The sequence below is a fragment of the Polaribacter sp. YIW18 genome (assembly GCF_057219325.1).
Map to the genome: position 1 here is coordinate 1 of NZ_JBXVVE010000002.1, position 20,546 is coordinate 20,546.

The following is a 20,546-nucleotide window of genomic DNA, read 5'->3' on the forward strand; positions in this document are numbered from 1 at the left end:
TAATTTTAGAGTAGATTATCATAGATAGATTTTTAGATTAATAAATTGATATTCAGAGCCTTAATTTACTAAAAATCTATCTTCTTTACTAATAAAATCTATCTAAATATTAATCGAACTCAGGTTAATAAAATAAATGACTCTTTTAGCGCAGTTAAAAACTATTAAAAAAACCTTTTAGAATTTTCTAAAAGGTTTTTTTATGTATTTAAAACTATAAAATATATCAATCTAGCAGCCATATTTGCAGTGTGGACTACCTAATAAATTTGGTACTAATTTTTAAGCTACATTTTTATTGTTTTTCGTTATTAATTCCATTTCCATTTCTAGAGGTGACTTATAACCTAAAGAAGAATGAAGTCTTTTATAATTGTACCATTTAATATACTGGTCAATAACTTGATATGCTTCTAAAAAGAATTTAAAAGAATATCTGTTTGTGCATTCAGATTTTATTGTTTTAAAGAAACTCTCGACAACAGCATTGTCCCAGCAGTTTGCTTTTCTACTCATACTTTGCGTTATTTTCTTACTTGCCTTTAAAACGCTTGTCATTTTATTGGATGCATATTGTACGCCTCTATCAGAATGAAAAATATGATTATTAGTTATAGTTCTATTTTTTCTTGCTTGTAACCAGACTTTATAAACGGTATTTTCAGTACTCATATCTTCAGTTAATGCCCATGACACTATTTTTCTATCTGCTAAATCTAAAACCGTTGTAAGGTAATTCCATTGATTGCTAACTTTTATATATGTAATATCAGAAACCCATTTTTCACCTAATTGCGTACTTGTAAAGTCTCTATTTAATACATTATCTGCCAAGGCAAAAGTATGATTTGAATCTGTTGTACAAACTCTAAACTTTTTACTTAGTACACTTCTTAAACCCAGTTCTTTCATAATTAAAGCAATGTAAGATCTTGAATAAACTAGCCCTTCGGGTTCTAACGATTTTTGAATACGTAAACTACCATATATTTGTTTACTTTGATTAAAAATAGTAGTAATTCTTGATTTTAAGAGAGATATGGAGCTTTTCTGTCGCTTATATTGACCAGACCGCAACCAGGTATAATAACTGTTTTTACTAACTCTCATACATTTACACATCTTTTCAACAGGAAATAAACCAGTGTTAAGTTTAATAAACTGGTATATTACTTGTCGCTCTTGGAAAGATGCTTACCGCCTTTTTTAATATATCACGCTCTAATTTTACATCCTTTAATTCTTTTTCTAAAGACTTTATTTTAAGTACTTCAGATTGATTGTTTTGTTTTGAAGTTGTAGTGTTAAATTCTTTATTCCACCGATGAATGGAAGCTTGACTAATACCAAACTCTTTTGTAAGGTCTTTTACAGATTTACCAGAATTTAATAATTCTACTAAGGTCTTTTTAAAACTTTGATCATAAACTATTTTACCCATATTGCTAAGTTAAGTTATTCACTTAAAATCGTACCAACAAAACTAGACATTCCAAAGTAACCTCTATCACCAATTAATGTACAATCACTTATTTGCAGTTTAATGTCTTTTAGATAATTGATATCATGTACCGAAGCTGGGCTCAATTCTATACTTTGAAAAACACCATTTACAGAGCAAACAGCGTGTAGCTTATAACCATAATAATTAGAACATTGCGCAGCACAATAACCCTTGTCTGGAAACGCATAAGTATCTTATTTACAGATTTTTGAACGGGAACTCCTTGATAATTTACAAACTTCTAAAGGCATACTATCTACAACAAAATAATTTTAAACTCATTGAAAGCTGATGCTAATTTTAATCGAATATCATTCAGCGAATTAGTGAGTCTTCTTCGTCTTCTATTGTAAACACTGCGTTCAATTTTTGATAAAATATGTTTTGGAAGTTTTCTAAACAAGTCATTTTCACTATCAATTCCCATAAATTCAGCAGTTAAACTCAAACTAATAAGTTCTAAATCACTAAATTTTGGTTGACGCCTTTGATAACTTAAAAGCTGTTCTTTTGATATTTTTCTTAATACTTCCAAAATTCTTTCGTAATTTGCATTTAAGTTGTTCATATTTAATGATTTGTGGTTAAATCAATTTACTGATTTTCAGTAATATGAGCAACTTTTTTTTCTTAAATCATAATGCACAACGGGTATATATATCAAAAAAACAAGTTTTTTTAGACTACTAAGTTTATAGAAGTAAGTAGGTTTTTAAATTTTTCTTTTGTATCAATAAAAATGATACTAATAAATATAAGCCGTATCGCTATTAAAAAACACCTCATAAAAATGAGGTGTTTCTGATTTAAATAAAAAAATTAGTGGGCATATCTTTGAGGACCACCTCTTCTAATTTCCTCACTAGCAAATTCTTCAAATTGTTTAAAGTTCATTCTAAATGCATTCGATAATTTAAAAGCTGTTTTGTAATACGGATCATCATCATTCCAAGTAGACCTCGGACTTAATAATTCTGTTGGAACACCAGGACAAAATCTTGGTTGAGCTACTCCAAAAACAGAATGTATATGGTAATTTTCGTAAGTATAATCAGACAAATCTCCATTTAAAACAGCAGTTATCATAGCTCTTGTATATTTTAAAGGCATTCTTCTTCCAACTCCATATTGCCCCCCAGACCAACCTGTATTTACCAACCAAACATTTACACCAGCTTCTTTCATTTTTGCACTTAGCATTTCTGCATATCTTGTAGGATGTAATGGCATAAAAGGCGCTCCAAAACATGCAGAAAAACTTGGCACAGGTTCTGTTACACCAGCCTCTGTACCTGCAACTTTTGCGGTATAACCAGATATAAAATGATAAGCAGCTTGAGCTGGTGTTAGCTTAGATATTGGAGGCAATACACCAAAAGCATCCGCAGTTAAAAAGAAAATATTTTTTGGGTTTTTACCTATAGAAGGTTGTTGTATATTATCTATATGATAAATTGGATAACTAACTCTAGTATTTTGAGTAATAGAAGTGTCTGTAAAATCTACTTCTCCATTCTCATCTATGATTACATTTTCTAAAATCGCTCCTTTTTTAATGGCTGCAAATATTTCTGGTTCTTGCTTTTTAGATAAATTAATCACTTTGGCATAACAACCCCCTTCAAAATTAAAGACGGTATTTTCTGCAGTCCAACCATGCTCATCATCACCAATTAAACTTCTATTTGGATCTGTAGAAAGTGTGGTTTTACCGGTACCCGACAAACCAAAGAAAATGGCGGTATCTCCATCTTTACCAACGTTTGCAGAGCAATGCATTGGTAATGTCTTTTTATAAATAGGAAGTATAAAATTTAAAGCAGAAAAAATTCCTTTTTTAATTTCGCCAGTGTAACCTGTACCACCTATTAAGGCTATTTTTTTTGTAAAATTTAAAATTGCAAAATTATGCTGACGAGTACCATCAACTACTGGGTCTGCCATAAAACCAGGTGCGTTTATTACAGTCCATTCTGGAGAAAAGCCTTGCAATTCTTCTTGTGTGGGTCTTAAAAACATATTGTAAGCAAACATATTGCTCCAAGGATATTCTGTAACCACCCGAATATTTAATTTATAATTTTTATCTGCACAAGCATAACTATCTCTAACAAACAATTCTTTTTCAGATAGATAATTGGTTACTTTATCATACAATAAGTCAAATTTATCTGCATCAAAAGGTAAGTTAATGTCACTCCACCAAATTTCATCTTGTGTAATGACATCTTTAACAATAAATCGATCTTTTGGAGATCGTCCTGTAAACTCGCCAGTATTTACGGCAATTGCCCCCAAAGAAGATTGCATTCCTTGTTTTTTTTCTAAAGTTTCTTCATGTAAATCGTTGGAAGATAATTGGTAACGAATAGTCGCATTTTTGATTCCTAAATTCTCTAGCGAAATCGATTTCGTATTTGAATGTATCATTTGTATATTTTTAGTTATGTTTCTATAAATACGTTACAAAATTAAACAATATTTTAATACACCTATAAAATCAACCATATTTTTACGAAATCATTATTATTTTTTTAATTTATTTAAAAATATAATAATCATTAAAAACCAACCTGCAATAAAAAAGAGTCCACCAAGAGGTGTTACAAACCAAATTGATTTTGCAGTAATTGATGTTAATTGTATGGTATAAATGGAGCCTGAAAAAAGAAAAATACCACAGAAAAACAATATGCTAATTCTATTTTTTTGTTTTAAAGAAAAACCATCAAAAGTATTTATAAATAGCAACACAATTACGTGATATATTTGGTAACGTATAGCTGTATTAAAACTAGCCAAAGCTTCTGCAGTAAGTGATTCCTTTAAAGCATGTGCCCCAAATGCACCTAAAATTATGGCAAGCATCCCTAAAAAAGAAGTAATAACTAAATTTTTAAACATTTTATTGAGTTTTTGTTAAATATTAAACAAATGATTTATCTTAGTATCCTTACAAAAATACATTATTTATTATATGAAAAACATTTTAATTATTGGTGCAGGAAAATCTAGTTCGTATGTAATAAAATATTTATTAGAAAAGTCTAATGAGGAGAAATTACACTTAACTATTGGTGATATTTCCATAGAAAACGCAACAAAACTCATCAATAATCATAAAAATGCAAAGGCAATTATTTTTGATGTTTTTGATAAAAATCAACGAGAAAATGCAATTAAAAATGCAACTATTGTGGTTTCTATGCTACCAGCAAGATTTCATATTGAAGTTGCCAAAGATTGCTTGAAATATGGTAAAAATTTAGTAACTGCTTCTTATGTTTCTCCCGCAATGAAAGCACTTGATAAACAAGTAAAAGCAAAAGAATTAGTTTTTATGAATGAAATAGGTGTAGACCCAGGTTTAGACCATATGAGTGCTATGCAAGTAATTGATAAAATTAGAAATAAAGGTGGCAAAATGTTACTTTTTGAATCTTTTACAGGTGGCTTGGTAGCACCAGAAAGCGACACTAATTTATGGAACTATAAATTTACATGGAATCCAAGAAATGTGGTACTTGCAGGACAAGGCGGTGCCGCAATGTTTATACAAGAAGGTACGTATAAATACATTCCTTATCATAAATTGTTTAGAAGAACTGAGTTTTTAAAAATCAACAATCAAAAATTTGAAGCGTATGAAAATAGAGATTCTTTAAAATACAGAGAAACCTATGGTTTAAAAAACATACCCACCATGTATAGAGGCACTATTAGACGTGTTGGTTTCTCTAGAGCTTGGAATATTTTTGTACAACTAGGCATGACAGACGATTCTTATAGCATTGAAAACTCAGAAAACATGAGTTATCGTGATTTTGTAAATCTATTTTTAGCATATTCTCCTTCTGACTCTGTAGAACTAAAGTTACGCTCTTATCTAAAGATAGATCAAGATGATGTGATGTGGGAAAAACTATTAGAGTTAGACCTTTTTAATCCGAATAAAAAAATTGGAATTAAAAATGCAACTCCTGCCAAAATACTACAGAAAATTTTAGAAGATTCTTGGACTTTACAAGAAAATGATAAAGATATGATTGTGATGCAACACTTATTTGGTTATGAAAAAGAGGGTAAAAAAGAACAAATTGAAAGTAGCTTAATTGTTTTAGGAGAAAATCAAAATTACACAGCCATGTCAAAAACTGTAGGTTTACCTTTAGCCATAGCTACTTTAAAAATTTTAAATGGGGAGATTACAAAACCAGGAGTACAAATTCCAATTGCTAAAGAAGTGTACCAACCCATTTTAAAGGAATTGAAAAATCACGGAATTGAATTCATTGAGAAAAAAGTTCCCTATCTAGGGTATAATCCCAATCATGTAATTGGTTAGTTTTCTATAAAACTTCTATAAATAATTAGATTTTTTTTACATTTTTAAATAAAAATCTTTGGTTAAGTTAATGTATTCTTCTGTATATTGATGACGAGCTGTTTCAATAATTAAATGTTCTTCAATAATTTCTGATGAATGCATAGAAAATGTTAACAGGCTTCTTTTTATATCTGAATTTGGATTGCCCTGAACTCTGCAAACTCTATGTACTTGCAAATTGTATTTTTTAGCCAAATCAATAAAATTAGCCTCTTCTTTAAAAGGAATAATGGTTGAGAAAATTCCGTTTTCGGACAAAATAGTAGAAACACCTTTTAACAATTCTTCAAAAGATAAAGAAGAGGTAAATCGTGCTTTATTTCTTGCGTTATCTTCGGTTTCAAAATCGTCTGTATAAAAAGGCGGATTCGAAACAATTACATCATAACTTTCCTCCTCTTCTGCAATTTCATTCGCAAATTCAGAAAACGAAGCATGATAACAATATAAACGATCTCCCCAATCTGAATTTTCAAAATTTTCAACAGTCTGTTCATAAGCATTTTCATCAACCTCAACAGCATCAATTGACATAGCATTAGAACGTTGTGCCAACATTAAAGCAATAACTCCTGTGCCGCAACCAACATCTAAAATTGTTTCTGGATAATTATGTAGAGCACACCAAGCACCTAATAAAACCCCATCTGTTCCTATTTTCATAGCTGTTTTATCTTGATTTACAGAAAACTCTTTAAATTGAAATAGCTTTGTCATCTGTCAAAAATACAACGAAAAATTAGGGTTTTTAACATAATGTATGGTTTTTGTATTGGTAATTTAATGCTAAAAAAAAAATCTTGTAGCTATTTTTACAAAAACTAATTTATGAAACATTTTTATCTCTTAGCCTTTTCACTTTTAGTAACCTTTGTATCGTTTTCACAACAGATGCCTATAGATTTCGAAAATAGCAATCATGTTTTTTCAGGATTTTCGGGTTCAAGTTTTGCTACATTTAATGACCCTACAAATTCTTCTAATAAAGTAGGTCAATTTCATAATAATGGTTCAGCTGCTATTCAAGGCTTTTATATCGATTTAAATAGAGATATAGATCTAACAAATCAAAAAGAAATTACTCTGTCATTTTATGCTTATGACCCGAATCAACATACTATCACATTAAAATTAGAAAATGGAACCAATGCAGATGTAGAAGTAACACAAACTATTGCAAGTGGAAATGCAACAAATTGGCAAAACCTTACGTTCGATTTTTCTAATGCCATATTTTCAGATACCAATGGCACTACCAATGCATCTGGTAAATATAGCAAATTGGTGATCTTTATAGATTTAGGTGATACAACTGCTGGAACCTATTTGTTAGAAGGTATTTCTGATGGATCTACACCTACAAATCCAAATGAGCTAGATGTTGTTTATAGTGATCTAGTATGGTCTGATGAATTTGATGAAAATACATTAAACACCAATAAATGGCATCATCAAACCATAGGAATTGTAAATGGTGGATGGGCAAATGGAGAAATACAACACTACACAAATAGGATCGAAAACTCATTTGTTACAGCTGACAACTTACATATTGTGGCTAAAAGAGAAACCATCATACAAAATGGAGTTTCTAGAGATTTTACTTCAGCAAGATTAAACTCAAAATTTGCATTTACTTATGGTAGAGTTGATGTAAAAGCAAAACTACCAGAAGGAGAAGGAACTTTTCCTGCAATATGGACCTTAGGAAAAAATATTAGCGAAACAGGTGCGTATTGGCAAACACAAGGTTTTGGCACAACAGCTTGGCCACATTGTGGTGAAATAGATATTATGGAACATGGTTTACACGCAACAAATACTATTTCTAGTGCACTGCATACAACTTCAAGTTATGGAGGTACTGTAAATACTAAAGCAAAACCTTTAACAGATGTTACAAATACCTATCATGTGTTTTCGATGAACTGGTCTCCAAACCAAATTACTTTTTTAGTAGATGATGAAGTACATTATATCTACAAAAAACCTGAAAATTTTACAGATGTAAACTCTGATGGTGTAGACGATGGTTGGCCTTTTGATGATCCTCAATTTTTGTTGATTAATTTTGCAATGGGAGGTATCTCTGGAGCCGTAAGTCCAAGTTTTACAGAAAGTAGCATGCTTGTAGATTATGTAAGAATTTATCAAAACACCAATACTGCAAGCATTGATAAAAATTTTAGCAGTAATTTTTCTCTGTATCCTAATCCAGCTTCTGGGTTCTTTAAGATAAAGACTACAGAAAAAATTGATGAAATAATACTATTTAATTCTATTGGTCAAAAAGTATATTCTCAAAAAAACATAGCCAATAGTGAAATTAATATTGAAAATTTACCAAAAGGATTATATCTTTTAAAAATATCTTCAAACAATAAAACAGCTGTCAAAAAACTAATTGTAGAATAAAAAAAAACCTACAAACATTATATTTGTAGGTTTATTAAAATTAATATTTTTTTGCAGAGAGGAAGGGATTCGAACCCTCGATACAGTTACCCATATACTACCTTTCCAGGGTAGCTCTTTCGACCACTCAGACACCTCTCTTTGTGTCGCAGTTTTTTTTTAGAAACTTAAAATTGTTACAAATACAAATCAATTAAACCCTCAGGAGTTTCTACGTGTATTTGTTTTTTGGTTCTATCTACCTCTTTTATAAAATCGTCTATCATAGGTATAAAAATTTCTTTTCCTTTTCTATCAATTTCAAAAAGTGGTTGTGCTGCTTTATCGTTTATATGTACAATTTCTCCAACTTCACCAAAAATAGCATCAATTATTTTAAAACCAATAACTTCATGAAAGTAAAACTTATCTCCTTCTAACTTCGGTAATAAATCGAGTGGTAAATAAATACCACATTTTAAAATTGAATCCGCTTCTTCTTCTGAATAAACATCTTCAAACTGTACACGTAACTGATTTCCTTTATGTAAAGAACTTTTTTCAATAAAAAATGGAACCAGATTACTGCCAAATTCGACATAAACTGATTCCATATTTTTATACAACTCAGGTTCATCTGTATCTAATTTGATAACAACTTCACCCTTAAAACTATATTTTGTTACGATTTTGCCTAAATAAAAACAATCTTCTTTACGCATGTTCGTAAAAATTACAATTTATTCTGCTGCTTTTTCTTCTGTAGCTTCTTCTTCTGTAGCTTCTTCAGTAGTTTCAGCAGCTGCTTCAACTTCTTCACTAGCCTCTTCAACTTCTTCTACAACAGGTTTTGCTGCTTCTATTCTTGCTTCGTTTACCGCTTTTTCAGCAGCTAAAGCTTTTGCTTTTGCTTCTGATTCTGCTTTAGATAAACCAGCTTCTTTATCAGCAATTTTAGCTGCTTTTTCTTCTAACCAAGCTTTAAATTTCTCTTCAGCTTGCTCTTCAGTTAAAGCACCTTTACGCACACCACCTACTAAATGATTCTTCAACATAGCACCTTTGTAAGATAAAATGTTTTTTGCAGTATCAGTTGGTTGTGCACCATTTTGTAACCATTTTACAGCGCCATCAACATCTAAGTTAATTTCTGCAGGGTTTACATTTGGGTTGTACGTACCTATTTTTTCTAAGTAACGTCCATCTCTTTTTGCACGTGCATCAGCAGCAACAATCCAATAAAATGGCTTGCCTTTTTTTCCGTGTCTTTGTAATCTGATTTTTACAGACATAATTTATTAATTTTTTAAGGTTCTCGACCTTGGTTATTAAAAATCTTACTATCACGTAGTAAGTGCGCGCAAAAATACAAAACCTTTTTGAATCTAAAAGACTAATTTTCAATATTTTTTAATGTATTCAAAAACGCAATTTGATCTATTTAGAAAAGAAAAAATCCCGAGCATTTTCAACCGTAAAAATTTGAAAATTAAAAAAGCAAATGGTGTAATATTATATTATAAAAAAAACCTCCATAAAACAAAAGTTTTACGAAGGTTTAAAATTGATAAACAATCACTTATTAAAATTTTATTTCCAGGGCTTAAAGTTTTTATAAGCAGGTCCTGTAAGTTTTCTTCTTTTAGAAGTTACCAATGTAATTTTCTTTACACTTTTATTCTCAGTCTCGTCTAAAACTTTATAGTTTTTATAATCTACACCAACCAATTCGCTTTTTTTAGAGGTTGTTAGTTGTATTTCTTGGACTTCTTTTTCGCTTTTTTTCCAAGGTTTATAATTTTTATAAGCAGGTCCTTTTAAATTAGTTCTTTTAGATGTAACTAATTTTATAACCTTTACTTCATTGGTGTCTTTTAATAATGTTTTTTGAGAATTATTTTGAGAAAATATAACTGTAGATGAGAGTAAAGCTGCAAAAGTTAATATTAAATATTTCATACTAATACATTTTAAGTTAAACTAAATACTATCATTTAGCTACTATAAATTTACGATGCAATTAGCTGTTTTGTTTGTATAAGAAAATTGGTATTTTGTATCCGTATTTATACGGATATAGATTTTAAATTAATTTTATTTCTGAAGCTTTTTTAATAAGTTGAGCCGTATTTTTAACTTCTAATTTTTTTAAAATATTAGCACGATGTGTTTCTATAGTTCTAGTGCTTACAAAAAGTTGTGTTGCTATTTCTTTTGTAGTTAGTCCTTTACTAATTAAAAGTAATACTTCTGTTTCTTTGTTAGAAAGTAAATTTTCGCTAACACTTTGGGTTGCCATAAAATTCACCATTTTTTCTGCAATTAAAGAACTAAAATATTTTTTTCCTTTTGCTACTATTCTAATAGCTTTAATTAGTTCTTCTTCATCTGTATTCTTTAAAAGATAGCTGTAAGCTCCATTTTTAGAACATTTTGCAATATAGTTGCCATCATCATACATAGATATAATAATGGGTTTTACAGAGCTTTTTATTTTTCTTAATTTAGTTAGCACTTCTATACCATCTATATTTGGCATATTAATATCTAATAAAACAATATCAAAGTCTTGAGATTTAGTATAAAAATCTAAAAACTTTTCTCCATCAGAAAATGTTGCTATTACACTAAAATCTTTTTGTTTTTTAAGTAATTCTGCTAAACCTATTCTAAATAGTTTATGATCATCTGTAACAACAATTTTAATCATTTTTATTGTTTTTTATGGGCATTTCAATTTCAAAAGTTGTTTTTCCTTTACTTGAATTTATAATCAAAATACCATTACATATTTCTACTCGATCTTTAATGTTTGTAAGACCAGAACCAGTTGTAACTTTTTCTGAATCAAACCCAATACCATCGTCAAAGTAAAATAAAGACAAAAAATCAGCAAATTCTGTTAAAGATATTTTTATTTGGCTTGCTTTGGCGTGTTTTATTGTGTTATTTATTAATTCTTGGGTAATTCTAAAAAGATGTATTTCTTGTTCTTTAGTAATGTTTGAGTTTTCGTGTTGTGTTAAATTCTCGAAACTTATAGGAAACGAAATAGAGTCTTGAATACTCTGTACATAATTATTTAAAGTAGCTCCAATGCCAAATTTATCTAAACTTGTGGGCATTAAAACATTTGTCATTTGTCTAATTTCTGCAATGGTAGTATCTATAATGTTTTTGATGGTGTCTTTGTTTTCGCTACTTTCTATTTTGTTTTGTACATTTATTTTTAAGGTTGTTAATAAGGGACCTAAACCATCATGTAGTTCTCTTGCTAACCTTTTTCTTTCAGATTCTAAATTCTGAATAAGCAAACGTTTATTGCTTTTGTTTATTTCGCTTTCTAAAGTTCTGTATGCTTTTAGTTTATTACGCATTTTAAGTAAGCTTTTTCCTAGCAAATCGTTTTTTCCTTTAGGTTGATATTCGCTATCTAGATTCATGTTACCAATTTCTACAGAAAAATTAACAGCACTAGAAATAACCTCGCTTAAGTTGGCTAAGGCAACATTCATTTCTGTAATTTCTTTTGGGCTATTTTTTAGTTGAATTTTTTCGTTATAATTTCCTTTCGCCATAAACCCAATAAGATTGTGTATCTTTTTTAAAGGATTGGTAATGATTTTGGTAAGAAATAAAGAGATGGTTATGGAAACTAAAAGTGTAATTAAGGTTAAAATTAACAGTTTATCACGCATTTCTTTTAACGGAATTTGTACTTCTTTTACATCTATTTCAGATAAGATTACCCAGTTTAAATTCCCAATATTTAAAGAATTATATACACTGTAAACTTCTATACCTCTGTAATCTGGAAAAAAACCTTCACCTCTAATATTTTTAAGTCCATTAATAACGCCTTCAGTTTTTACGATGATTTCATAAGGATTTGTCTTAGGAAAAAATCGAGATTGTGATCGTAACCGATAATCATTTCCTACTAAATAAGACTCACCACTAGCGCCCATTCCTGTTCTTTCTAGCAAAATTTGTTGAATTTTTTTATAAGAAACAATATTTAAATATCTAACGCTATCTTTTATTTTAACTAAACCAATGGATGTTTTTTTAGAAGGATGTAAATGTGTTAAATCGTATATACCATCAACTAAAAATTCGTTTTCAGGTAATTTTATTCCACCCTGTTTAGCAATATTAGTAGCATACGTAAATGCATTCCACTCTTTGTTTACTAGGCGTTGTAGTTGTATTTTTTTTAAGGTTTTTATAGATCTTAAATGTAACAATATCCGTTTGTCTAAAACTTTAGAAAATTCTGAGTAAAAACTAAACGAAATGGTAAGTACTACTAAAAGTACCAAGCTATTTATAATTAGTAAAGTCCAGTTTTTAACACTCATTAGAATAATTTTGTATTCGTTTTTTATAAGTTAGTTCTTCTAATTTAACAAATAATATATATTCTCAAAGATATAGAATAGCAATGAAAAATGATTGCAAAAAAAAAGTCTGTTTTCTAAGAAAGAAAACAGACTTTAAAATAAATATATACTTTTTACTAGCTAATATTAGCAGACTTTACAGTCTTAATAATTCTACCAGCAATTTTGTAAGGGTCTCCATTAGAAGCAGGTCTTCTGTCTTCTAACCAACCTTTCCAACCTTTTTCTACAGTAATAATTGGAATACGGATTGAAGCACCTCTATCTGAAACACCATAAGAGAAATCATTAATAGAAGCAGTTTCATGATCACCAGTTAAACGTTGGTCGTTAAATTCACCATAAACAGCAATATGCTCTTTAACTACAGGTCTAAATGCTTCACAAATTTTCTCATAAGTTTCTTTAGAACCACAAGTTCTTAAAGTTGTGTTAGAGAAGTTTGCATGCATACCAGAACCATTCCAGTCCATATCTTTACCTAATGGTTTTGGATGATAGTCTATGTAGTAACCATATTGTTCAGTTAATCTATCTAATAAATATCTAGCAATCCAAATTTCATCTCCCGCTTTTTTAGCTCCTTTTGCAAATAATTGAAATTCCCATTGTCCAGATGCAACTTCTTGATTAATACCTTCAAAGTTTAAACCAGCATCAATACATAAATCAGCATGTTTTTCAACTAAAAGTCTACCATGAGTATTTTTACCACCAACAGAACAATAATACATTCCTTGTGGTGCAGGATAACCACCAATAGGGAATCCTAAAGGTAATTGTGTTTTAGAATCCATAATAAAGTATTCTTGCTCAAAACCGAACCAGAAATCGTTATCTTCATCTTCAATTGTAGCTCTACCATTAGAAACATGTGGTGTTCCATCTGCATTTAAAACCTCTGTCATTACTAAATAACCATTAATTCTTGCAGGGTCTGGGTAGATTGCAACTGGTTTTAATAAACAGTCAGAAGAACCTCCAGATGCTTGTCTAGTAGATGATCCATCAAAAGACCACATATCTAGTTCTTCTACAGTTCCTTGAAAATTTTCATGTTCTTCAACTTTGGTTTTACTTCTCATGTTCTGAGTTGGAAAGTATCCATCTAACCAAATGTATTCTAATTTAATTTTTGCCATAATAAAATAATTGAGTGTATGTTACACTACAAAAATGAAATATTTTAGCTACATATCAAAAAAAATAGGGGGCAAATGTTTATTTTTGCTTAAAAATAATTTTATCCCTAAATTTTAAGGGGTATATTTAATGAAAATAAAATATCTACTGCAAATATTAATAATATGTCAAGAATTAGATTTAATGCTTTAGCCGAAACTTTACATAGAACTCCTATAAAAGTAGTTCAAAGTGATAAAAGATCATCTTTGTTTGGTAATAATGTGTTTAATAAACACGCTATGCAACAGTATCTTACAAGATCAGCTTACGAAAGTGTGATGAATGCCATAGACCATGGAACCAAAATAGACCGAAAAATTGCAGACCAAGTTGCAGTAAGTATGAAAGATTGGGCAATTTCTAAAGGAGCAACCCATTATACACATTGGTTTCAACCCTTAACAGGTGCTACTGCAGAAAAACACGATGCTTTTTTTGAATCTATCAATGGTAGTTTGGCTATGGAAAAATTTGATGGAGAGCAATTGGTACAACAAGAACCAGATGCATCAAGTTTTCCAAATGGAGGAATTAGAAATACCTTTGAGGCAAGAGGTTATACAGCTTGGGATCCAACATCACCTGCATTTATATATGAAACTACTTTATGTATACCTACCATCTTTGTAGCCTATACTGGTGAGGCTTTAGATAATAAAACACCTTTGTTAAGAGCATTGCAAGCTATAGATTTGCATGCAACCGCTGTTTGTAAATATTTTGACAAAAACGCCAACAAAGTTTCTGCAACTTTGGGGTGGGAGCAAGAATTTTTTTTAATTGATGACGCTTTGGCAAACTCAAGACCCGATATTCAGTTAACAGGAAGTACGCTTTTAGGGCACACACCAGCAAAAGGGCAACAATTAGACGATCATTATTTTGGAACAATACCTGCAAGAGCCATGAGTTTTATGCAAGATTTAGAAGAAGAATGTATGTTGTTGGGTATACCTGTAAAAACTAGGCATAATGAAGTAGCACCCAATCAGTTTGAAATTGCACCAATTTTTGAAGAAGCTAATTTGGCAGTAGACCACAACTCTTTATTGATGGATGTAATGCAAAAAGTTTCTAAAAGACATAAATTTAAAGTATTGTTTCACGAAAAACCTTTTGCAGGCATTAATGGTTCTGGTAAACATAATAATTGGTCATTATCTTTAGACAATGGTGTAAACCTGTTAAGGCCTGGTAAAACACCGATGAAAAACCTACAGTTTTTAACTTTTTTTGTAAATACTATTAAAGCTGTTTATGAGTATGAAGAGCTGTTAAGAGCTTCTGTAGCTTCTGCAAGTAACGATTTTAGATTAGGAGCCAATGAAGCACCTCCCGCAATTATTTCAGTATTTATTGGGAGTCAATTATCGGCAGTTTTAGACGAGTTAGAAAACGTAACTAAAGGCAAGTTATCACCCCAAGAAAAAACCGATTTAAAACTAAACATTATTGGTAAAATACCAGAGATTTTATTAGACAATACAGATAGAAATAGAACATCGCCTTTTGCTTTTACTGGGAATAAGTTCGAGTTTAGAGCAGTAGGTTCTTTAACCAATTGTGCAGCACCAATGACGGTTTTAAATACCATAGTTGCCAAACAACTAAAAGAGTTTAAAATAGAAGTAGACAAATTAATAGATACTAAAAAACTTAAAAAAGACGAAGCTGTTTTTAATGTACTTAGAGAGTATATAAAATCTTGTAAAAAAATTCGTTTTGATGGTGACGGTTATGGAGAAGCTTGGGAAAAAGAAGCTAAAAAGAGAGGTTTAAGTAATAATAAAACAACCCCAGAAGCTTTAAAAGTTAAGGTTGCAGAAAAAACTATTAAACTTTTCGAAGAGATGAAAGTAATGACTAAAGTAGAAATGCAAGCGCGTTACGAAATTGAATTAGAAGAATATTCGAAAAGATTACAAATAAAAGGACGTGTTTTAGGCGATATTGCAAGAAATCATATTGTACCAACAGCAATTATATATCAAAATACATTATTAGAAAATACTAAAAATTTAAAAGAAATATTTGGTGCTGATTATAAAAATATAGCCAAAGAACAAATAGAGCTAATTATGACCATATCTAACCACATTACAGAAATTAATGCTTTGGTTTTAAAAATGATAGAAGAGCGTAAAAAAGTAAGCAATAAAAAAGCATTAGTGAAAGCAGAAGCTTACTGTAATAAAATAAAACCGTTTTTCGATAAAATTCGTTTTCATTGCGATCAATTAGAAACCATGGTAGATGATAATTTGTGGCCACTTACCAAGTATAGAGAGCTATTGTTTACAAGATAGTGTAAAAACATCCTACAAATCTGTAGGATTTTTTTTGTAAAAGCCTAAATTTGCAATTCACAATACAATAATATGAGTCAAGAAGTTTCTAAAAGATACGCACAAAGGGGTGTTTCTGCATCTAAAGAGGATGTGCATAATGCCATAAAAAATATAGATAAAGGTTTGTTTCCGAAAGCATTCTGTAAAATTGTGCCAGATTATTTAACCAATGACGATGATTATTGTTTGATTATGCATGCAGATGGTGCAGGTACAAAATCCTCTTTAGCCTACATGTATTGGAAAGAAACTGGAGATATTTCTGTTTGGAAAGGTATTGCACAAGATGCTCTAATAATGAATATTGATGATTTACTATGTGTTGGAGCCACAGATAATATCATGTTATCCTCTACAATTGGGCGTAACAAAAGTAAAATTCCTGGCGAAGTATTATCAGCAATTATCAACGGAACAGAAGAATTAATTGACGATCTAAAAAAATTCGGAGTTACCATACATTCTACTGGAGGAGAAACTGCAGATGTTGGAGATTTAGTACGTACAATTATTGTTGATTCTACCGTTACTGCAAGAATGAAACGCTCTGATGTGATTGATAATGCCAACATAAAAGCAGGTGATGTTATTGTTGGTTTAGAATCTTTTGGACAAGCCACTTATGAAACGGAATATAATGGAGGTATGGGTTCTAATGGGTTAACTTCTGCAAGACACGATGTGTTTGATAACGATTTAGCAAAAAAATATCCAGAAAGTTTTGATGCGGCTGTTCCTGCTGATTTGGTATATTCTGGAAATACAAAATTGACAGATGAAGTTGAAAACTCGCCCATTGATGCAGGTAAATTAGTTTTATCACCTACAAGAACATATGCGCCAATTATTAAAGAAATATTATCAAAATTCGATGCAGAATCTGTACACGGAATGATACATTGTTCAGGTGGCGCACAAACCAAAATATTACATTTTGTAGATAATTTACATATTGTAAAAGACAACATGTTTCCAGTACCGCCTTTATTTAAATTGATACAAGAGCAATCTAAAACCGATTGGAAAGAAATGTATCAGGTTTTTAATTGTGGTCATAGAATGGAATTGTATGTGTCTCCTGGAATTGCAGAAGAAATTATTGCAATTTCAAAATCATATGATGTAAATGCGCAAATTGTGGGTAGGGTAGCAACATCAGAAAATAAGAAGCTTACGATTAAAAGTGAGTTTGGTACATTTGAGTACTAGATTTTAGCATAAGATATAACACGAAAACTTAAAATACTGATGTGTTTTGCGTTTTTTTATACGTTTAAGTTAAGTTTATGAAAGATCTATACAAGTTAAAAATATTAGTAGAGGAACTACAACAAATACAACATGATTTTTAAAATATAACGTATCTTTAATTTATCGTTTAAAAAAAAAGGAGAGTTTGATTAGAAAAAAAGACATTTCTCAAGAAGAGAAAGATAAAATTATAGACTACCAGCTACGTTTTCAAGATGTATTAATAAGTATTTCAACAAAATATATTAATTCAGATTTATCTAATATAGATGAGTTAATAGAAAATTCTTTAAAAACAATAGGTGAATTTGTAAAAGCAGATAGAAGTTACATTTTTTCTTACAACTTTACAAACAATACAACCAGTAATACTTATGAGTGGTGCGCAAATGGTATAGGAGCTGAAATTGAAAATTTGCAAAATATACCATTAGATTATATTACTCAATGGTTAGAAGCTCATCGAAAAGGAGAAGCTTTTTATGTAGAAGATGTAAGTCTTTTACCTGATGATGGTGAGCTTGGTTTACGTGCAATTTTAGAACCTCAAGGTATTCAAAGTTTAATTGCCATACCTAAAATTAAAAATGGCGAGTTAATTGGTTTTATTGGTTTTGATTCTGTTAGGCAATTGCATAAATACTCAGAAAATGAAAAAAACATTCTCTTTGTTTTTGCAAATATGTTGGTGAATGTAATACAAAGAAAAGAGCAAGAAGAATTAATAAAACAACAAAAAGAAAAAAAGGAAGAACTGTTAAAATATTTGTCTAACCAAAACGAACAACTAAACGATTATGCACAAATGGTGTCTCATGATTTAAAAGCCCCATTAATTAATATTCATACATTAGTGACTTGGTTTTTAGACGATCATAAACAAATTATAAACCAAAAAGCACTAACCACATTACATGAAGTATTGTTTAATGTAGAAAAAATGGACTTTCTTATTAAAGGTATTTTAGAGTATTCAATAGTTAATAAATTAGAGTCTAATGATAAACAAATAGATTTAAACGAATTGGTAAATGCAGTTATTAAATTAATTTTGGTTCCAGAAAATTTTACAATCAAAGTTCAAGAAAATCTACCTAAATTATTTGGTAATACATGGAGATTTAATCAAATTTTCCAGAATTTAATCCAAAATGCAGTAAAATATAATGACAAAGAACAAGGTATTATTGAAGTTGGTTTTTTTGATGAACAAAGTCATTTTAAATTTTTTGTAAAAGATAATGGTAAAGGAATAGGGGCAAAATATTTTGAAAAAATATTTAAAGTATTCACAAAATTAGAGAATATAGATACATCTTCGGGAATAGGTCTATCAACCGTAAAGAAAATTGTTGACTTTTACAATGGAGAGGTTTGGTTAGAAAGTGAAAAGAAAATTGGTACCACATTTTATTTTACAATTCCTAAAAACTTGTAGTTAATTCACTTTCTTAAAAAGAAAGTCAATTCTAAAATCATCTACTGTCTCAATAGCTTTTAGTTGTTTATTATCTTTAAAGTAGGTGATTTTTTTCGGGAATTCATTTTTTGTATTTTCATATATAAAAGAGGTGTCTGTTTGATTGGTAAATTTAAATAACGTCAGTTTTTCATTTACTCCTTTAACTTCTAAATGTATTGTATCATAAACTTTTATAATACTTAGTATTTCTTGAAAAGATTTTTTTAAACTTTCATTGTGTAGCCATACCTACTAAATTTGTACTCCAAACTTCAAAAGTTAGATTGCCAGGTTTATCATTTAAATGCTTCCGTTATCCGATTAAAATTATTCGTTTTTTCGAGGTTTTGGACTCGTTTTTACAAGAAACAATTAATAAAAAGGTGCTTAACAAAAGTAGTTTCCTTATAAAAAAAAACTAGGTTTTTCCAAATATACCTATAAAATTTGTAAATTCGCAATCCAAGAAATACACAACAAATGTTAGATAAATTAAGAATTGTTAAGCAACGCTATGATGAGGTTTCTGATTTAATTATTCAGCCAGAAATTATTATGGATCAGAAGCGTTATGCGCAATTAATGAAAGAATACAAAGACTTAGGAGACGTTGTAAAAAAAGGTGACGAATACCAAGAATTAACTAATAATATAGAAGAGGCTAAAGAAATTATAGCAGACGGTTCTGATGCAGAAATGACAGAAATGGCAAAAATGCAATTAGAAGAAGCCAATGCTAGAATACCAGAATTAGAAGAAGAAATTAAATTTCTTTTAATACCAAAAGACCCAGAAGATTCTAAAAATGCAGTAGTAGAATTGCGAGCAGGAACAGGTGGAGATGAGGCAAGTATTTTTGCTGGAGATTTATTTAGAATGTATACCAAGTATTGCGAAAGTAAAGGGTGGTCTGTTTCTACAGTCGATTATTCTGAGGGGACTAATGGTGGCTTTAAAGAAATTCAGTTTGAAGTAAATGGACCAGATGTTTACGGAACTTTAAAGTTTGAAGCTGGTGTGCATCGTGTACAAAGAGTACCACAAACAGAAACACAAGGTCGAGTACATACCTCTGCAGCTACTTGTATGGTGTTTCCAGAAGCCGAAGAATTTGATGTAGAGATTAATCCAAAAGATGTAAGAATCGATTTTTTCTGTTCTTCAGGTCCTGGAGGACAATCTGTAAATACAACGTATTCGGCAGTTCGTTTAACGCACATTCCAACTGGTTTGGTAGCACAATGTCAAGATCAAAAATCACAACATAAAAATAAAGAAAAGGCATTTAAAGTATTGCGTTCTCGTTTGTATGATATGGAGTTAGCAAAGAAAAATGCAGAAGATGCTTTAAAACGTGGTTCTATGGTTTCCTCTGGAGATAGAAGTGCTAAAATTAGAACCTATAATTATGCTCAAGGTAGAGTTACAGACCATAGAATTGGTTTGTCTTTGTATGATTTGCCTAATATTATGAATGGCGACATTCAAAAATTGATAGATGAGTTAATGCTAGCAGAGAATACAGAAAAACTAAAAGAATTAGGAGATAGTATTTAATTATATACCTAAATTTATCCATATAAAAAGCCTCATAATTTTTAATTATGAGGCT

At 30.1% G+C, this 20,546-nt stretch carries 15 protein-coding genes, 1 tRNA gene and 2 pseudogenes; 6 read left to right on the forward strand and 12 right to left on the reverse strand.

Annotated features, from left to right (window positions below):
• Positions 1 to 282: 282 nt before the first annotated feature.
• The 4 genes and pseudogenes from AC2D6T_RS02200 to AC2D6T_RS02215 form a co-directional block, all read right to left on the reverse strand.
• Positions 283 to 1,441 (reverse strand): annotated as a pseudogene (locus tag AC2D6T_RS02200) (IS3 family transposase).
• Between the two features lie 56 nt (positions 1,442 to 1,497).
• Positions 1,498 to 2,072: pseudogene (locus AC2D6T_RS02205) on the reverse strand (IS982 family transposase); the annotation flags it as partial.
• A 251-nt stretch (positions 2,073 to 2,323) separates the two neighbouring features.
• On the reverse strand, positions 2,324 to 3,934 hold the full coding sequence (gene pckA, locus AC2D6T_RS02210) for a phosphoenolpyruvate carboxykinase (ATP) (RefSeq protein ID WP_484680309.1): 1,611 nt from the start codon (positions 3,932 to 3,934) through the stop codon (positions 2,324 to 2,326).
• Between the two features lie 96 nt (positions 3,935 to 4,030).
• A complete protein-coding gene (locus tag AC2D6T_RS02215; protein WP_484680310.1) occupies positions 4,031 to 4,408 on the reverse strand; it encodes a DUF423 domain-containing protein in 378 nt (125 codons plus the stop codon).
• 73 nt (positions 4,409 to 4,481) lie between these two features.
• Here AC2D6T_RS02215 and AC2D6T_RS02220 point away from each other — a divergent pair, with 73 nt between their 5' ends.
• Positions 4,482 to 5,849, forward strand: a complete 1,368-nt coding sequence (locus AC2D6T_RS02220) for a saccharopine dehydrogenase family protein (RefSeq protein ID WP_484680311.1) — start codon at positions 4,482 to 4,484, stop codon at positions 5,847 to 5,849.
• A gap of 36 nt (positions 5,850 to 5,885) precedes the next feature.
• Here the strand turns inward: AC2D6T_RS02220 and AC2D6T_RS02225 are convergent, their stop codons facing one another.
• Positions 5,886 to 6,608: a tRNA1(Val) (adenine(37)-N6)-methyltransferase gene (locus AC2D6T_RS02225; RefSeq protein WP_298948060.1), complete on the reverse strand. Its 723-nt coding sequence runs from the start codon at positions 6,606 to 6,608 to the stop codon at positions 5,886 to 5,888.
• Positions 6,609 to 6,719: 111 nt separating this feature from the next.
• Between AC2D6T_RS02225 and AC2D6T_RS02230 the strand changes: the two genes are divergently transcribed.
• Positions 6,720 to 8,306 (forward strand): glycoside hydrolase family 16 protein, encoded by a 1,587-nt coding sequence (locus AC2D6T_RS02230; protein WP_484680312.1) that lies wholly within the window; start codon positions 6,720 to 6,722, stop codon positions 8,304 to 8,306.
• Positions 8,307 to 8,360: 54 nt separating this feature from the next.
• On the opposite strand, the gene AC2D6T_RS02235 is transcribed toward AC2D6T_RS02230, so the two are convergent.
• From AC2D6T_RS02235 to AC2D6T_RS02265, 7 genes are all read right to left on the reverse strand, one after another.
• Positions 8,361 to 8,447 (reverse strand) — tRNA-Ser (locus AC2D6T_RS02235).
• Between the two features lie 35 nt (positions 8,448 to 8,482).
• On the reverse strand, positions 8,483 to 9,007 hold the full coding sequence (gene rimM / locus AC2D6T_RS02240; protein ID WP_484680313.1) for a ribosome maturation factor RimM: 525 nt from the start codon (positions 9,005 to 9,007) through the stop codon (positions 8,483 to 8,485).
• An 18-nt stretch (positions 9,008 to 9,025) separates the two neighbouring features.
• Positions 9,026 to 9,577 (reverse strand): 30S ribosomal protein S16, encoded by a 552-nt coding sequence (locus tag AC2D6T_RS02245; RefSeq protein ID WP_484680314.1) that lies wholly within the window; start codon positions 9,575 to 9,577, stop codon positions 9,026 to 9,028.
• A 298-nt stretch (positions 9,578 to 9,875) separates the two neighbouring features.
• The gene (locus AC2D6T_RS02250) at positions 9,876 to 10,244 is read right to left on the reverse strand and encodes a hypothetical protein (protein WP_438989546.1); all 369 of its coding nucleotides are present in this window, start codon (positions 10,242 to 10,244) and stop codon (positions 9,876 to 9,878) included.
• A gap of 124 nt (positions 10,245 to 10,368) precedes the next feature.
• Positions 10,369 to 10,995, reverse strand: coding sequence for a response regulator (locus AC2D6T_RS02255; RefSeq protein WP_484680315.1), 627 nt, complete (start codon positions 10,993 to 10,995; stop codon positions 10,369 to 10,371).
• Positions 10,988 to 12,646, reverse strand: coding sequence for a sensor histidine kinase (locus tag AC2D6T_RS02260; protein ID WP_438989544.1), 1,659 nt, complete (start codon positions 12,644 to 12,646; stop codon positions 10,988 to 10,990). Before AC2D6T_RS02260 ends, AC2D6T_RS02255 begins: the two co-directional genes overlap by 8 nt.
• A gap of 158 nt (positions 12,647 to 12,804) precedes the next feature.
• On the reverse strand, positions 12,805 to 13,830 hold the full coding sequence (locus tag AC2D6T_RS02265; RefSeq protein ID WP_298948053.1) for a glutamine synthetase beta-grasp domain-containing protein: 1,026 nt from the start codon (positions 13,828 to 13,830) through the stop codon (positions 12,805 to 12,807).
• A gap of 165 nt (positions 13,831 to 13,995) precedes the next feature.
• On the opposite strand from AC2D6T_RS02265, the gene AC2D6T_RS02270 reads away from it, so the two are divergent.
• The 4 genes from AC2D6T_RS02270 to prfA all read left to right on the forward strand — a co-directional run bounded on the left by AC2D6T_RS02270 (position 13,996) and on the right by prfA (position 20,491).
• On the forward strand, positions 13,996 to 16,179 hold the full coding sequence (locus tag AC2D6T_RS02270; RefSeq protein WP_298948052.1) for a glutamine synthetase III family protein: 2,184 nt from the start codon (positions 13,996 to 13,998) through the stop codon (positions 16,177 to 16,179).
• A gap of 72 nt (positions 16,180 to 16,251) precedes the next feature.
• Positions 16,252 to 17,430: an AIR synthase related protein gene (locus AC2D6T_RS02275; protein ID WP_298948051.1), complete on the forward strand. Its 1,179-nt coding sequence runs from the start codon at positions 16,252 to 16,254 to the stop codon at positions 17,428 to 17,430.
• Between the two features lie 187 nt (positions 17,431 to 17,617).
• Positions 17,618 to 18,910: a sensor histidine kinase gene (locus tag AC2D6T_RS02280; protein ID WP_347186457.1), complete on the forward strand. Its 1,293-nt coding sequence runs from the start codon at positions 17,618 to 17,620 to the stop codon at positions 18,908 to 18,910.
• Between the two features lie 504 nt (positions 18,911 to 19,414).
• Positions 19,415 to 20,491 (forward strand): peptide chain release factor 1, encoded by a 1,077-nt coding sequence (gene prfA, locus AC2D6T_RS02285; protein ID WP_298948050.1) that lies wholly within the window; start codon positions 19,415 to 19,417, stop codon positions 20,489 to 20,491.
• Positions 20,492 to 20,546: the final 55 nt, after the last annotated feature.